We start from the raw sequence: 14,838 nt of genomic DNA on the forward strand, positions 1-14,838 counted from the left end.
CGCTGTATCCGGTGCCACCTCGGTGGCACCGATACCGCAAACCCATGTAGGAGCTGCCGCAGGCTGCGATCTTTTGATCCTGATTTTCGGTGCCTTTGATGGCGCTAAAGATCAAAAGATCGCAGCCTCGTTTCACTCGACAGCTCCTACAGCCCTACAGGGAATACACAAGATTCACCCGCGCATAAAAATAATCAGTGGGAGTACATCTACATGCAATCGACCAAGCCGACTCACGTCCGCTATTTGATCCTGCTCATGCTGTTCCTGGTGACCACGATCAACTACGCCGACCGGGCTACCATCGCAATCGCCGGCTCCAGTCTGCAAAAAGACCTCGGTATCGACGCCGTTACCCTCGGCTACATCTTCTCCGCATTCGGTTGGGCCTACGTGGCCGGGCAAATCCCTGGCGGCTGGCTGCTGGACCGTTTCGGCTCGAAAAAAATCTACGCACTGAGCATCTTTACCTGGTCGCTGTTCACCGTCCTGCAGGGCTATGTCGGCGAGTTCGGCATGTCCACCGCTGTGGTCGCGCTGTTCATGCTGCGCTTTTTAGTGGGCCTGGCCGAAGCGCCATCCTTCCCCGGCAACGCGCGTATCGTGGCCGCCTGGTTCCCGACCGCTGAGCGTGGCACCGCCTCGGCGATCTTCAACTCGGCGCAGTACTTTGCCACTGTGTTGTTCGCACCGCTGATGGGCTGGATCGTCTACAGCTTCGGCTGGCAGCACGTGTTCATCGTCATGGGCGTGATCGGCATCATTTTCTCAGGTATCTGGCTCAAAGTGATCTACAGCCCGCGCCAGCACCCGATGATCAATGACGCCGAGTTCAAGCACATCGCCGACAACGGCGGCATGGTCGACATGGACCAGGACAAGGGCAAAGGCAAAAAAGGCGACGGTCCGAAGTGGGATTACATCCGCCAACTGCTGACCAACCGTATGATGCTCGGCGTGTACCTGGGCCAGTACTGCATCAATGGCATCACTTACTTCTTCCTGACCTGGTTCCCGGTGTACCTGGTGCAGGAACGCGGCATGACCATCCTCAAGGCTGGTTTCATCGCGTCCTTGCCGGCTATCTGCGGCTTCATCGGTGGTGTGCACGGCGGGGTGATTTCCGATTACCTGTTGCGCAAAGGCCATTCCCTGACCTTCGCCCGCAAGGCGCCGATCATTGCCGGCCTGCTGGTTTCCAGCAGCATCGTGGCCTGCAACTATGTCGATGTTGAATGGATGGTCGTCGGCTTCATGGCCCTGGCCTTCTTCGGCAAAGGTGTGGGCGCATTGGGCTGGGCCGTGGTGTCCGACACCTCGCCGAAGCAGATCGCCGGCCTGAGCGGTGGCCTGTTCAACACCTTTGGTAACCTGGCCTCGATCACCACCCCGATCGTGATCGGCTACATCATCAGCTCCACCGGCTCGTTCAAGTGGGCGTTGGTGTTCGTTGGTTGCAACGCACTGGTCGCGGTGTTCAGCTATCTGGTGATCGTCGGCCCGATCAAGCGCGTGGTGCTCAAAGAGCCACCAGCGAACGGTACTGAAGCCCCTGGCAAATTGTCTCAAGCGCATTCCTGAGGAGCGGCGTCATGCAGTTGATTGAACATTCCGACTCGCCGCGCTATATCCGCCTGCACGAGCGGGACAACGTAGTGATTGTGGTCAACGATCAAGGCGTACCGGCCGGTACCGAGTTTGCGGACGGCCTGGTCACCGTGGACTTCGTGCCACAGAGCCACAAAGTCACCCTGGAAGATATTCCCGAAGGTGGCGAGGTGATTCGTTACGGTCAGGTCATTGGCTATGCCTTGCAGCCGATTCCCCGCGGCAGTTGGGTCAAGGAAGATCAACTGCGCATGCCGACCGCGCCACCGCTGGACAGCCTGCCGCTGTCCACCGATGTGCCGGCCGCGCAGGCACCGCTGGAAGGCTTCACCTTCGAGGGTTATCGCAATGCCGACGGCACCGTCGGCACGCGTAACATTCTCGGCATCACTACCACCGTGCAGTGCGTTACCGGGGTGCTGGATCATGCGGTCAAACGCATCAAGGATGAGTTGTTGCCCAAGTACCCGCACGTCGATGACGTGGTGGCGCTGACCCACAGCTACGGCTGCGGCGTGGCCATCACCGCCACTGACGCGTACATTCCGATCCGTACCGTGCGCAACCTGGCCCGCAACCCGAACCTGGGTGGCGAAGCCCTGGTGATCAGCCTGGGCTGCGAGAAATTGCAGGCCGGGCAGGTGATGCACGAGAACGACAGCTCGGTGGATCTCAGCGAGCCTTGGTTGTACCGCTTGCAGGACTCCAGTCACGGCTTTACCGAAATGATCGAGCAGATCATGGAACTGGCCGAGACGCGCTTGAAGAAGCTCGATCAACGTCGCCGGGAAACCGTGCCGGCGTCCGAGCTGATCCTGGGCATGCAATGCGGCGGCAGTGATGCGTTTTCCGGCATCACCGCCAACCCGGCGCTCGGTTATGCCTCGGACCTGTTGCTGCGGGCCGGTGCGACGGTGATGTTTTCCGAAGTCACCGAAGTGCGCGATGCCATTTACTTGCTGACCTCACGTGCGGAGAACCAGGACGTCGCCCGGGAACTGGTGCGGGAAATGGACTGGTACGATCGCTACCTGGCCAAGGGCGAGGCGGATCGCAGTGCCAACACCACGCCGGGCAACAAGAAGGGCGGGTTGTCGAACATTGTCGAGAAATCCCTGGGATCGATCGTCAAGTCCGGCAGCAGCGCGATCAACGGCGTGCTCGGCCCAGGCGAGCGCTTCAAGCGCAAAGGCCTGATCTTCTGTGCGACCCCGGCCAGCGACTTTGTCTGCGGGACCTTGCAGTTAGCGGCGGGGATGAACCTGCATGTGTTCACCACCGGTCGTGGCACGCCTTACGGGCTGGCCATGGCACCGGTGGTGAAGGTCTCGACCCGGACCGAGCTGGCGCAGCGCTGGCCGGACCTGATCGACATCGATGCCGGGCGCATTGCCACCGGCCGCGCATCGATCGAGGAGCTGGGTTGGGAGCTGTTCCACTACTACCTGGACGTGGCCAGCGGCAAGAAACAGACGTGGGCCGAGCAGCACAAACTGCATAACGACATCACCCTGTTCAACCCGGCGCCTGTTACTTAAGACCGAGTCGCCTGCTTCGCGAGCAAGCCCGCTCCCACACTGGATTGTCGCCGCGCATAAATTTTGTGTTCGACACTGATCAAATGTGGGAGCGGGTTTGCTCGCGAAGGCGATCCAGCAGGCGCCGAAGTCTTCAGTGGCTTATCATTAGCCACCTAACGACGCTCACCAAGGTTACCCCCCGGCATGCTGGCAATTTTCCTCGAAACCCTGAACATCACCGCGCCGGTGTTTGCCATGCTGTTTCTGGGTGTGCTGCTCAAGCGCATCGACTGGATCAACGACAACTTCATCCACACCGCATCGGCTCTGGTGTTCAACGTCACCATGCCGGCGTTGCTGTTTCTGGGCATCTTGCATGCCGACCTGCACGCGGCATTGCAGCCGGCGCTGCTGATCTATTTCTCCCTCGCGACCCTGGTGTGTTTTGCCATCGCCTGGGGCTGGGCGATCTGGAAGTGCCCGCGGGAGGATCGGGGGATCTACACCCAAGGCGCCTTTCGCGGTAACAACGGGGTCATCGGCCTGGCGCTGGCGGCAAGCATGTATGGCGACTACGGGATTTCCCTCGGGGCGATCCTGGCGGCGTTGGTGATCCTGTTCTACAACACCCTCTCGACCATCGTGCTGGCGGTGTACAGCCCGGTGATCAAGTCCGATCCGTGGAGCATCTGCAAAAGCGTGTTCAGCAATCCGTTGATCATCAGCGTGATTGCGGCTGCGCCGTTTGCCTATTTCAAGATCGGCTTGCCCGGCTGGCTGGAAACCTCCGGCCAGTACCTGGCGCAAACCACCTTGCCGCTGGCGCTGATCTGCATCGGCGGTACGCTGTCCCTGGCGGCACTGCGCAAAAGCGGCAACATGGCACTGAGTTCAAGCCTGGTGAAGATGATCGGCTTGCCGGTGCTGGCGACGCTGGGGGCGTGGTTGTGGGGCTTTCGCGGCGCGGAACTGGGGATTCTGTTCCTGTACTTCGGCAGCCCGACCGCCGCCGCCAGTTTCGTCATGGCCCGGGCGGCGGATGGCAATCACGAGCTGGCGGCGGCGATTATCGTGATCACCACGCTGATGGCGGCGGTCACCACCAATGTCGGGATCTTCTTTTTGCAGTGGGGTGGGTGGATCTGACCTCAGGCTTTGCGGTGTTCTTTCGAGCCATTCGCGAGCAAGCCCGCTCCCACATTTGGAATGCATTCCTCTGTGGGAGCGGGCTTGCTCGCGAAGGCGTCATGTCGGGCGCCCCGATTTCAATGACTCACTCAGGCTTCTGATAACTGTCGATCACTTCCTGCGCAGCCCGAAACGCATCAATCGCCGCCGGCACACCGGCATAAACCGCACAATGCAGCAGCGCCTCGCGAATCTCCTCCACAGTGCAGCCGTTGTTCAGCGCACCGCGCACGTGACCTTTCAACTCCTGCGGGCACTTGAGTGCAGTCAGGGCGCCAAGGGTGATCAGGCTGCGGGTTTTCAGCGGCAGGCCTTCGCGATTCCACACACCGCCCCAGGCGTGTTCATTGACGAAATCCTGCAGCGGCTGGGTGAACTCGGTGGCATTGCCCAGTGCGCGGTCGACGAAGGCGTCGCCCATCACTTGGCGGCGGACTTCAACGCCGGTTTTTTTATTCTCGGTCATGGGATTTCCCTCTTGTGGTGTTGGCGACGCCAGGCGCGTAGTGACGTGAACAGCAAGAACGCCACCAGCGCCGGCAGGACGAAAAACAGCATCAGGTGTTCCAGCTTGCCGGCCAGAGGCATGCCGGTGGTGAACGACACCACGTGCAGCCCATACGCCAGGTACAAACCCAGAAACAGCAGGCCTTCGGCACGGGTCACCCGATAGCCGGAATAGAACACCGGCAGGCACAGCGCCGCGACACCGAGCATCACCGGCAGGTCGAAATCCAGGGCGTTGGGCGACACCGACAGCGGCGTTGGCGCTACCAGTGCGGTAAAACCGAGCACACCCAAGAGGTTGAACAGGTTGCTGCCAATCACGTTGCCCACGGCAATATCGCGCTCGCCGCGCATTGCCGCGATCAACGAAGTGGCGAGCTCAGGCAGCGAGGTGCTGACGGCGACGATGGTCAGGCCGATGATCCGCTCCGACAACCCAAGGTCGGTGGCCACGGCAACCGCCGCGCCCAGCAGCAAGTGCCCGGCGTACACCAGCATCGCCAGCCCGGTGACGATCATCAGCAGGCTGCTCAGCCATGGCGCTTGCGCATGATGGTCATGGCTCGATACCGGGCGTGCCGAATGCCGTGACTGGCGCAGCAACAAGCCCAGGTAAATCGCCAGTGCCGTCAGCAACATCACGCCGTCGGCACGGTTCAGTTCTTCATTCCAGGCGAGTACGAACACCAACAGGCTGGCGCCGATCATCAGCGGAATATCCAGGCGCACCAGTTGCCGGGACACCCGCAAAGGAATGATCAGTGCGGACAACCCGAGGGTGACGAGAATGTTGAAAATGCTGCTGCCAATCACGCTGCCGACGGCAATGTCGGCGTTGTGCGCCAGGGTCGCCTGCAGGCTGACCGCCATCTGCGGTGCGCTGCTGCCGAGGGCGACGATGGTCAGGCCGATAATCAGCGGGCGTATGTGCAGCCGAGCGGCAATGCGTACGGCGGCGCGCACCATCAATTCGGCGCCGACAATCAGCAGGAGCAATCCGCTGAGCAATTCGATCACGCTGATCAGGGGTAAATCGGCTAGTCCGAAAATGGTCGGGGCTCCATCGGTCAGTCGTCGAGGGCTTGCACGCGAACCCGCGCGGTGCCGCTGCGCAGCATGCCCAGGCGCTCGGCGGCTTCCTTGGACAGGTCGATCAGGCGGCCCCGGGTGTGCGGCCCGCGATCATTGATGCGCACCACGCAGGATTTGTCGTTATTCAGATTGGTGACCTTCACCCGTGTACCGAAGGGTAGTTGGCGATGGGCGGCGGTCATGGAATTCATGTTGAAACGCTCGCCGTTGGCGGTGCGTTTGCCTTGGTGTTTGGCGCCGTAGTACGACGCCACGCCGGTTTTGTCGTAACCATGCGGATCGACGGTGTCGGTGCTGGCGCAACCGGCCAGGAGCGAGAAGAGGGCGCAGGCGCTGAACAGACGCTTCATTTGGGCGTTCCAAAAAACAAATGTGGGAGCGGGCTTGCTCGCGAATGCATTCTGACAGTCAACATTGAATTGAGTGCCAAACCGCATTCGTCGGAACGCCGCCCGGAGCAAGCCCGCTCCCACAGGAAAATGGAGCCAGTGAGTCGGGCTGGCTCCATCCTCATCAGCCTTCGAGCTTGCTTTTGAGCAGTTCGTTGACCTGTTGCGGGTTGGCCTTGCCTTTGGAGGCTTTCATGGCCTGGCCGACAAAGAAGCCGAACATCTTGCCGCGTTTGGCTTCGTCTGCCGCGCGGTATTGTTCGACCTGCTCGGCGTTGGCCGCGAGCATTTCGTCCAGCACCGCCGAGATGGCGCCGGTGTCGGTCACTTGCTTGAGGCCGCGCTTGTCGATGATCTCGTCCGCGCTGCCTTCGCCGTTGGCCATCGCTTCAAACACCACCTTGGCGATCTTGCCGGAGATGGTGTTGTCCTTGATGCGCAGCAGCATGCCGCCCAGAAGCTCTGCGGAAACCGGCGACTGTTCGATGTCCAGGCCTTGCTTGTTGAGCAGGCTGCCCAACTCGACCATCACCCAGTTGGCCGCCAGTTTGGCGTCGCCGCCGATGCTCGCGACTTTCTCGAAGTAATCGGCTTGTTCGCGGCTGGTGGCCAGCACGCTGGCGTCGTAGACCGACAGACCGAACTGCTCCTGGAAGCGCTCGCGCTTCTGCGGTGGCAATTCCGGCAGGGTGGCGCGCACGTCGTCGAGGAACGAGTTCTCGATGACCACCGGCAGCAGGTCCGGATCGGGGAAGTAACGGTAGTCGTTGGCTTCCTCTTTGCTGCGCATCGGACGGGTCTCGTCCTTGTTCGGATCGTACAGACGGGTCTGCTGGATCACCTTGCCGCCGTCTTCGATCAGTTCGATCTGACGCTGGATTTCGCTGTTGATCGCCTTTTCGATGAAACGGAACGAGTTGACGTTCTTGATCTCGCAGCGGGTGCCGAATTCGACCTGGCCTTTCGGACGGATCGATACGTTGCAGTCGCAACGCAGCGAGCCTTCGGCCATGTTGCCGTCGCAAATCCCTAAGTAACGCACCAGCGCGTGGATCGCCTTGACGTAGGCCACGGCTTCCTTGGCGCTGCGCATGTCCGGTTCGGAAACGATTTCCAGCAGCGGTGTACCGGCACGGTTCAGGTCGATGCCGGTGGCGCCGCTGAATTCTTCGTGCAGGCTTTTGCCGGCGTCTTCTTCCAGGTGCGCGCGGGTGATGCCGACCCGTTTGACCGTGCCGTCTTCCAGGGCGATGTCCAGGTGACCCTTGCCGACGATCGGCAATTCCATCTGGCTGATCTGGTAGCCCTTGGGCAGGTCCGGGTAGAAGTAGTTTTTACGGGCGAACACGTTGTGCTGGCCAATCTCGGCGTCAATCGCCAGACCGAACATCACCGCCATGCGCACCGCCTCCTGGTTCAGCACCGGCAGCACGCCGGGCATGCCCAGGTCTACCAGGCTGGCCTGGGTGTTCGGCTCGGAGCCAAAGGTGGTGGAACTACCGGAAAAGATTTTCGACCGGGTGGTGAGCTGGGTGTGAATCTCCAGCCCGATCACGACTTCCCATTGCATGTGTGTCTCCTCAGAAGCCGGTTGGGGTGCGGGTGTGCCAGTCAGTGTTCAACTGATACTGATGGGCAACGTTCAACAGGCGACCTTCCTGGAAATACGGGGCGAGCAGTTGCACGCCAACCGGCAGACCGTCGACAAAACCGGCCGGCATCGACAGGCCAGGCAGGCCCGCGAGGTTGGCGGTGATGGTGTAGACGTCTTCCAGGTAAGCAGCGACCGGGTCGCTGTTCTTGGCGCCGAGCTTCCAGGCCGGGTTCGGCGTGGTCGGGCCAAGGATGATGTCGACCTCATTGAAGGCCGCCATGAAGTCGTTCTTGATCAAGCGACGGATCTTCTGCGCCTTCAGGTAATAGGCGTCGTAGTAACCGGCGGACAGCGCGTAGGCACCGACCATGATCCGGCGCTGTACTTCCGGGCCGAAGCCTTCGCCACGGGAGCGCTTGTACAGGTCGATCAGGTTGACCGGGTTTTCGCAGCGGTAGCCGAAGCGTACGCCGTCGAAACGCGACAGGTTGGACGAGGCTTCCGCCGGGGCGATCACGTAGTACGCAGGAATTGCGTGCTGCATGTTCGGCAGGCTGATTTCCTTGATCACGGCGCCGAGCTTTTCCAGCTCCTTGACGCTGTTGTGGATCAGCTCGGCGATGCGCGGGTCGAGACCGGCGCTGAAGTATTCCTTCGGCACGCCGATGCGCAGGCCTTGCAGCGAGCCGTTGAGGCTGGCGCTGTAGTCCGGCACGGGCTCATCGATGCTGGTGGAGTCGTTCGGATCGAAGCCGGCCATACCTTGCAACAAAATAGCGCAGTCTTCGGCGGTGCGTGCCATCGGGCCGCCCTGATCGAGGCTGGAGGCGTAGGCGATCATGCCCCAGCGCGAAACGCGACCGTACGTCGGTTTCAGGCCGGTGAGGTTGGTCAGGGCCGCCGGCTGACGGATCGAACCGCCAGTGTCGGTGCCGGTGGCCGCCGGCAACAGACGAGCGGCCACCGCCGCAGCGGAGCCGCCGGACGAACCGCCCGGAACGTGTTCCAGGTTCCACGGGTTTTTCACCGCGCCGTAGTAGCTCGACTCGTTGGCCGAACCCATGGCGAATTCGTCCATGTTGGTCTTGCCCAGGGTCACGGCCCCGGCAGCGGCCAGCTTGGCGACGACAGTGGCATCGTACGGTGCTTTAAAGTTGTCGAGCATCTTCGAGCCGCAGCTGGTGCGAATGCCCTGGGTGCAGAACAGGTCTTTGTGGGCGATCGGCGCGCCGAGCAGGGCGCCGCTCTCACCATTGGCCCGGCGGGCGTCAGCGGCTTTCGCCTGCGTCAGCGCCAAGTCTTCGGTGAGGCTGATGAAACTGTTGAGCTGTGGATCGAGCTGGGCGATGCGCGCCAGCAGGACCTTGGTCAGCTCTTCGGAGGAAAACTTTTTATCGGCGAGTCCGCGGGCGATCTCGGCCAGAGTCAATTGATGCATTGCAGGCTCTTTCCCTATTAGTCGATGACTTTCGGAACCAGGTACAGGCCGTTTTCGACCGCTGGTGCGATGGACTGGTAGGCCTCGCGGTGATTGGTCTCGGTCACGACGTCTGCGCGCAGGCGCTGGCTGGCTTCCAGTGGGTGGGCCAGCGGTTCGATACCGTCGGTATTGACCGCCTGCATTTCGTCGACCAGCCCGAGAATGCTGTTGAGGGCCGAAGTGATGTGTGGAAGATCGGCATCATTGAGGCCAAGGCAGGCCAGATGAGCGATTTTTTCCACGTCGGAGCGTTCAAGCGCCATTGGGATTCTCCAGTGGAAAACAAAACGGACGGCGTCCGTGTGTTAGATTGTCGGAACACTACCGCACTTCTACGGTCATAAGGCCGCGATTGTGGGGCTTGGTGCACAGAAAAGCGGCCAATTTAACATATTGGCGCCTTGCCCAAAATCCCTGTCGTTGTTAGAGTTTGCCGCACTTTTTTACCCACGCGTTGCCTAGGGTCCCTTTCCCATGTTCAAGAAACTGCGTGGCATGTTTTCCAGCGATCTCTCCATTGACCTGGGCACTGCCAACACCCTTATTTACGTGCGCGAGCGCGGTATCGTCCTGAATGAGCCATCGGTTGTGGCCATTCGGACACACGGTAACCAGAAAAGTGTCGTTGCTGTCGGCACCGAAGCCAAGCGCATGCTGGGCCGTACTCCGGGCAACATTGCTGCCATTCGTCCGATGAAGGACGGCGTGATCGCCGACTTCAGCGTGTGCGAAAAAATGCTGCAGTACTTCATCAACAAGGTTCACGAAAACAGCTTCCTGCAGCCTAGCCCTCGCGTGTTGATCTGCGTTCCATGCAAATCCACCCAGGTTGAGCGTCGTGCAATCCGTGAATCGGCCCTCGGTGCCGGTGCCCGTGAAGTGTTTCTGATCGAAGAGCCAATGGCCGCTGCGATCGGTGCCGGCCTGCCGGTAGAAGAAGCTCGCGGCTCGATGGTCGTGGATATCGGTGGCGGTACCACTGAAATCGCGCTGATCTCCCTCAATGGTGTGGTTTACGCCGAATCCGTACGTGTAGGCGGCGACCGCTTCGACGAAGCGATCATCACCTACGTGCGTCGCAACTACGGCAGCCTGATCGGCGAATCCACCGCCGAGCGCATCAAGCAGGAAATCGGTACGGCCTACCCGGGCGGCGAAGTTCGCGAAGTCGACGTTCGTGGCCGTAACCTGGCCGAAGGCGTTCCACGGGCATTCACCCTGAACTCCAACGAAGTGCTGGAAGCTCTGCAAGAGTCCCTGGCTACCATCGTTCAGGCCGTGAAAAGCGCCCTGGAGCAATCGCCTCCGGAACTGGCTTCCGATATCGCCGAGCGTGGCCTGGTACTGACCGGTGGTGGCGCCTTGTTGCGTGACCTGGACAAATTGCTGGCCCAGGAGACTGGTCTGCCGGTGATCGTCGCCGAAGACCCGCTGACCTGCGTTGCTCGCGGCGGTGGCCGTGCATTGGAAATGATGGATAAACACACCATGGACCTGCTTTCCAGCGAATAAGTCGCCGGATTGCCTCTATGCTGTTGAGCGCGCAGGCGGCACTTTGCAGTGCTGCCTGTTCGCGTTTATCTTCTGTCAGTCTGCATCCAGGCCGGATTGCTGCCGTATGAATAAACAGAACATTTGCCTGGGAGGAGCGGCTTATTAAACCGCTTTTCACCAAGGGCCCTTCACTGGGCGTGCGCCTGTTGGTGCTGGTCGTGCTATCGGTCACGCTGATGGTGGTCGATGCCCGTTTCAGTCTGCTCAAGCCTGCACGCAGCCAGATGTCGCTGGTGCTGATGGACGCCTACTGGATCACCGACCTGCCCGGACGACTGTGGGAAGGCGTTGCCAGTCAGTTTGGCAGCCGGACCGAACTCGTCGCCGAAAACGAAAAACTCAAGACCGAGAACCTGCTGTTGCAGGGGCGCATGCAGAAGCTGGCCGCCCTGACCGAGCAGAACGTTCGGCTGCGCGAGTTGCTCAACTCTTCGGCCCTGGTCAACGAGAAGGTCGAAGTGGCCGAGTTGATCGGCATGGACCCCAATCCCTTCACCCATCGCATCATCATCAATAAAGGTGAGCGCGACGGCGTGGTCCTTGGTCAGCCGGTACTCGATGCCCGTGGCCTGATGGGCCAGGTGGTCGAGTTGATGCCCTACACGTCCCGTGTCTTGCTGCTGACCGATACCACCCACAGCATTCCGGTGCAGGTGAACCGTAACGGTTTGCGGGCGATTGCCAGCGGCACCGGCAACCCGGAGCGTCTGGAGTTGCGGCATGTGGCCGATACCGCCGACATCAAGGAAGGCGACTTGCTGGTCAGCTCCGGCCTTGGTCAGCGTTTCCCGGCCGGTTATCCGGTGGCGACGGTCAAGGAAGTGATTCACGATTCCGGCCAGCCGTTTGCCATTGTCCGCGCCGTTCCGACCGCCGCCTTGAACCGTAGCCGTTACCTGCTGCTGGTGTTCAGCGACAACCGGACTGCCGAAGAGCGCGTCAACGCTGCCGCCCAGGCCCAGGAAAGCCTGGATGCACAGGGCGGCGGGCCGACCATTCCGGCGACGGTTCCGAAGCTGGTCAGCCCCGCGGTACCGGCTGCACCGGCTGCCGCACCGGCGATTCCTGCCACGGCGGCGCCTGCGGCCACTGCCCCGGCCAAGCCAGCCACCACGCCGGCCAAGCCCGCAGCCTCGCATCCTGCTGCGGCTAAACCGCCGGCGGCGCAACCCGCTGCCGCGAAGCCTGCCGCCAAACCGCCAGTCTCCGCGCCGGCCACTCCAGTGGGGAGAGAATAATGGGCGGTGTAAAAGCATCCCGAAACGGCTGGATAGTCTGGTTGACGTTCGCCGTCGGTCTGCTGTTGAGCGTTTCGCCTCTGCCGCAATTCATGGAAATCCTGCGCCCGCTGTGGCTGGCCTTGTTGCTGGCATTCTGGGCGTTGAACCTGCCGCAGACCGTCGGGATGGTGACGGCGTTTTGCCTGGGGCTGGCTGAAGACGTGCTCTACGGCACGCTCCTGGGGCAGAACGCCTTGATCCTGACCCTCATCACCTATCTGGTGCTGGCGCTGCAACAACGCCTGCGGATGTTTCCGATGTGGCAGCAGAGCCTGGTGATCCTGGTGATCTTCGGCCTCGCCCAGCTCGTACAACTGTGGCTCAGTGCCTTGACCGGCAATCGTCAGCCGACGCTGGCGCTGGTGCTGCCGGCACTGGTCAGTGCGCTGCTCTGGCCCTGGATCAGTTTCGGTTTGCGCGGACTGCGTCGACGCTACAAAATCAATTAATTCGCTTAGGCATTGGACAGGGAGAGGTCTTGATGAAACGGTTGTACCTCGCCTCTGGTTCGCCGCGTCGACGTGAATTGCTTACGCAGATCGGCGTTCCGTTCTGCGCCGTCAGCGCGGACATCGATGAAACTCCTTTAGCTCAAGAATCCCCATCGGCTTATGTCGAGCGCCTGGCGCGCGGCAAGGCCGAGGCCGGACGCGGCGGCGCTGTGTTCGAAGAACCGTTCTGCGTGCTCGGCGCCGATACCGCCGTGGTGCTCGATGGAAAAATTCTCGGTAAACCGGTTGATCAAGCGGATGCGTGCGCCATGCTGATGATGTTGTCAGGGTGCGAGCATGAAGTCCTGACCGCGATTGCCGTGCTCGATGGCGAACGTTGCGAATCCCGGGTTGTCACCAGTCGCGTGCGTTTTCGGGATATCAGTCGTGAAGAAGCCGTGGCCTACTGGGCCAGCGGCGAACCACGGGACAAGGCGGGCGGTTATGGCATTCAAGGACTGGGTGCGGTGTTTGTCGCCGGGCTCGATGGAAGTTATTCAGCGGTGGTCGGACTGCCGCTTTGCGAAACCGCGGAACTGCTCGGCCATTTCGGCATACCCTGTTGGCAACCCCGGAACGCGCTTTAAGCGTCTTCCTGAACAGATGCGGCCATTATCGTGAACATGCCTGAACGAGACCCTGCCATGAGTGAAGAGATCCTGATCAACATCACGCCGATGGAGTCGCGCGTGGCGGTGGTCGAAAACGGTGTCCTGCAAGAGGTCCATGTCGAGCGCACGCAAAAGCGCGGGATCGTCGGGAACATCTATAAAGGCAAGGTCGTGCGGGTATTGCCGGGGATGCAAGCGGCATTCGTCGATATCGGCCTGGACCGTGCAGCATTCATTCATGCGTCGGAAATTTCCCTGCGCGAAGGCCCGGCGGTCGAGAGCATCAGTGCACTGGTGCACGAAGGCCAGAGCCTGGTGGTGCAGGTGACCAAGGACCCGATCGGCTCCAAGGGCGCACGCCTGACCACCCAGCTTTCGATCCCTTCGCGTTACCTGGTATACATGCCGCGCACCGCTCACGTCGGCATTTCCCTGAAGATCGAAGACGAAGCCGAGCGCGAACGCCTCAAGCAGGTGGTCACCGACTGCGTGGCCAAGGAAGGGATAAAGGAGGCCGGCGGTTTCATCTTGCGCACCGCAGCCGAAGGAGCCGGCGCCGATGAAATCCTCATGGACATCCGCTACCTGCGCCGTCTCTGGGATCAGATCAACGCCCAGATCAAAACCATCAGCGCGCCTAGCGTGATCTACGAAGACCTCGGTCTGGCGCTGCGCACCCTGCGTGACCTGGTGAGCCCGAAAATCGAGAAGATCCGCATCGACTCTCGGGAAACCTTTCAGAAAACCACGCAATTCGTCGCCGAACTGATGCCCGAGATTGCTGACCGCCTGGAGCATTACCCGGGTGAGCGGCCGATTTTCGACCTGTATGGCGTCGAAGACGAAATCCAGAAGGCCCTCGAACGCAAGGTCCCGCTCAAGTCCGGCGGCTATCTGGTGGTCGATCCGGCGGAAGCCATGAGCACCATCGACGTCAATACCGGGGCGTTCGTCGGCCATCGCAACCTCGAAGAGACCATCTTCAAGACCAACCTCGAAGCCGCGACGGCCATCGCCCGTCAATTGCGCCTGCGTAACCTGGGCGGAATCATCATCATCGACTTCATCGACATGGAAGATGAAGAACACCAGCGTCAGGTGTTGCGCACCCTCGAAAAGCAATTGGAGCGCGATCACGCCAAGACCAACATCATCGGTATCACCGAGCTGGGCCTGGTGCAGATGACCCGCAAGCGCACCCGCGAAAGCCTTGAGCAAGTGTTGTGCGAGCCGTGCAATGCCTGTCAGGGACGGGGCAAGCTCAAGACCCCGGAAACCGTTTGCTACGAAATCTTCCGTGAAATCCTGCGTGAGGCTCGCGCCTATCAGGCGGAAGGCTATCGTGTATTGGCGAACCAGAAAGTGGTGGACCGCCTGCTCGACGAAGAGTCGGGTAACGTTGCCGAACTGGAAGGATTTATCGGGCGCACCATCCGCTTTCAGGTCGAAACCATGTATTCCCAGGAACAATACGACGTGGTGCTGCTCTGAAGCATTTCGTTTTGATTGTTCAAGAATGGCTGG

The 14,838-nt window shown here is 60.8% G+C and carries 14 protein-coding genes; 8 read left to right on the forward strand and 6 right to left on the reverse strand.

What is annotated here, in order from left to right; all coding sequences use genetic code 11:
* Positions 1 to 213: 213 nt before the first annotated feature.
* The 3 genes from AC07W4_RS15040 to AC07W4_RS15050 all read left to right on the forward strand — a co-directional run bounded on the left by AC07W4_RS15040 (position 214) and on the right by AC07W4_RS15050 (position 4,274).
* Entirely contained in the window at positions 214 to 1,581 is a 1,368-nt protein-coding gene (locus AC07W4_RS15040; RefSeq protein WP_495032951.1) for an MFS transporter, read from the forward strand.
* An 11-nt stretch (positions 1,582 to 1,592) separates the two neighbouring features.
* Positions 1,593 to 3,146: a galactarate dehydratase gene (garD, locus tag AC07W4_RS15045; RefSeq protein ID WP_495032952.1), complete on the forward strand. Its 1,554-nt coding sequence runs from the start codon at positions 1,593 to 1,595 to the stop codon at positions 3,144 to 3,146.
* A 186-nt stretch (positions 3,147 to 3,332) separates the two neighbouring features.
* Positions 3,333 to 4,274 carry an AEC family transporter gene (locus tag AC07W4_RS15050; protein WP_413426888.1) on the forward strand — a complete coding sequence of 314 codons (942 nt, stop codon included), beginning with the start codon at positions 3,333 to 3,335 and terminating at the stop codon, positions 4,272 to 4,274.
* Between the two features lie 127 nt (positions 4,275 to 4,401).
* Here the strand turns inward: AC07W4_RS15050 and AC07W4_RS15055 are convergent, their stop codons facing one another.
* From AC07W4_RS15055 to gatC, 6 genes are all read right to left on the reverse strand, one after another.
* Complete coding sequence (locus tag AC07W4_RS15055) at positions 4,402 to 4,782, reverse strand: carboxymuconolactone decarboxylase family protein (RefSeq protein ID WP_495032953.1); 381 nt, start codon at positions 4,780 to 4,782, stop codon at positions 4,402 to 4,404.
* Complete coding sequence (locus AC07W4_RS15060; protein WP_495032954.1) at positions 4,779 to 5,840, reverse strand: calcium/sodium antiporter; 1,062 nt, start codon at positions 5,838 to 5,840, stop codon at positions 4,779 to 4,781. The genes AC07W4_RS15055 and AC07W4_RS15060 overlap by 4 nt, the downstream gene beginning before the upstream one ends.
* Before the next feature lie 50 nt (positions 5,841 to 5,890).
* Positions 5,891 to 6,265, reverse strand: a complete 375-nt coding sequence (locus tag AC07W4_RS15065; RefSeq protein WP_495032955.1) for a septal ring lytic transglycosylase RlpA family protein — start codon at positions 6,263 to 6,265, stop codon at positions 5,891 to 5,893.
* 163 nt (positions 6,266 to 6,428) lie between these two features.
* Entirely contained in the window at positions 6,429 to 7,874 is a 1,446-nt protein-coding gene (gatB, locus tag AC07W4_RS15070) for an Asp-tRNA(Asn)/Glu-tRNA(Gln) amidotransferase subunit GatB (protein WP_008051679.1), read from the reverse strand.
* Positions 7,875 to 7,884: 10 nt separating this feature from the next.
* Positions 7,885 to 9,336, reverse strand: a complete 1,452-nt coding sequence (gatA, locus tag AC07W4_RS15075) for an Asp-tRNA(Asn)/Glu-tRNA(Gln) amidotransferase subunit GatA (RefSeq protein ID WP_495032956.1) — start codon at positions 9,334 to 9,336, stop codon at positions 7,885 to 7,887.
* 17 nt (positions 9,337 to 9,353) lie between these two features.
* Complete coding sequence (gene gatC / locus AC07W4_RS15080; protein ID WP_007901429.1) at positions 9,354 to 9,641, reverse strand: Asp-tRNA(Asn)/Glu-tRNA(Gln) amidotransferase subunit GatC; 288 nt, start codon at positions 9,639 to 9,641, stop codon at positions 9,354 to 9,356.
* A 211-nt stretch (positions 9,642 to 9,852) separates the two neighbouring features.
* On the opposite strand from gatC, the gene mreB reads away from it, so the two are divergent.
* The 5 genes from mreB (at position 9,853) to rng (ending at position 14,805) form a co-directional block, all read left to right on the forward strand.
* Positions 9,853 to 10,890: a rod shape-determining protein MreB gene (gene mreB, locus AC07W4_RS15085; protein WP_002555108.1), complete on the forward strand. Its 1,038-nt coding sequence runs from the start codon at positions 9,853 to 9,855 to the stop codon at positions 10,888 to 10,890.
* Positions 10,891 to 11,033: 143 nt separating this feature from the next.
* Positions 11,034 to 12,170 (forward strand): rod shape-determining protein MreC, encoded by a 1,137-nt coding sequence (mreC, locus tag AC07W4_RS15090; RefSeq protein WP_495032998.1) that lies wholly within the window; start codon positions 11,034 to 11,036, stop codon positions 12,168 to 12,170.
* On the forward strand, positions 12,170 to 12,661 hold the full coding sequence (gene mreD, locus AC07W4_RS15095) for a rod shape-determining protein MreD (RefSeq protein ID WP_007970244.1): 492 nt from the start codon (positions 12,170 to 12,172) through the stop codon (positions 12,659 to 12,661). Before mreC ends, mreD begins: the two co-directional genes overlap by 1 nt.
* A 32-nt stretch (positions 12,662 to 12,693) precedes the next feature.
* Positions 12,694 to 13,290 carry a Maf family protein gene (locus AC07W4_RS15100; RefSeq protein WP_495032957.1) on the forward strand — a complete coding sequence of 199 codons (597 nt, stop codon included), beginning with the start codon at positions 12,694 to 12,696 and terminating at the stop codon, positions 13,288 to 13,290.
* A gap of 57 nt (positions 13,291 to 13,347) precedes the next feature.
* Positions 13,348 to 14,805 (forward strand): ribonuclease G, encoded by a 1,458-nt coding sequence (gene rng / locus AC07W4_RS15105; protein ID WP_008018726.1) that lies wholly within the window; start codon positions 13,348 to 13,350, stop codon positions 14,803 to 14,805.
* Positions 14,806 to 14,838 lie beyond the last annotated feature (33 nt).

The organism is Pseudomonas sp. GW821-FHT02A08 (assembly GCF_059422045.1).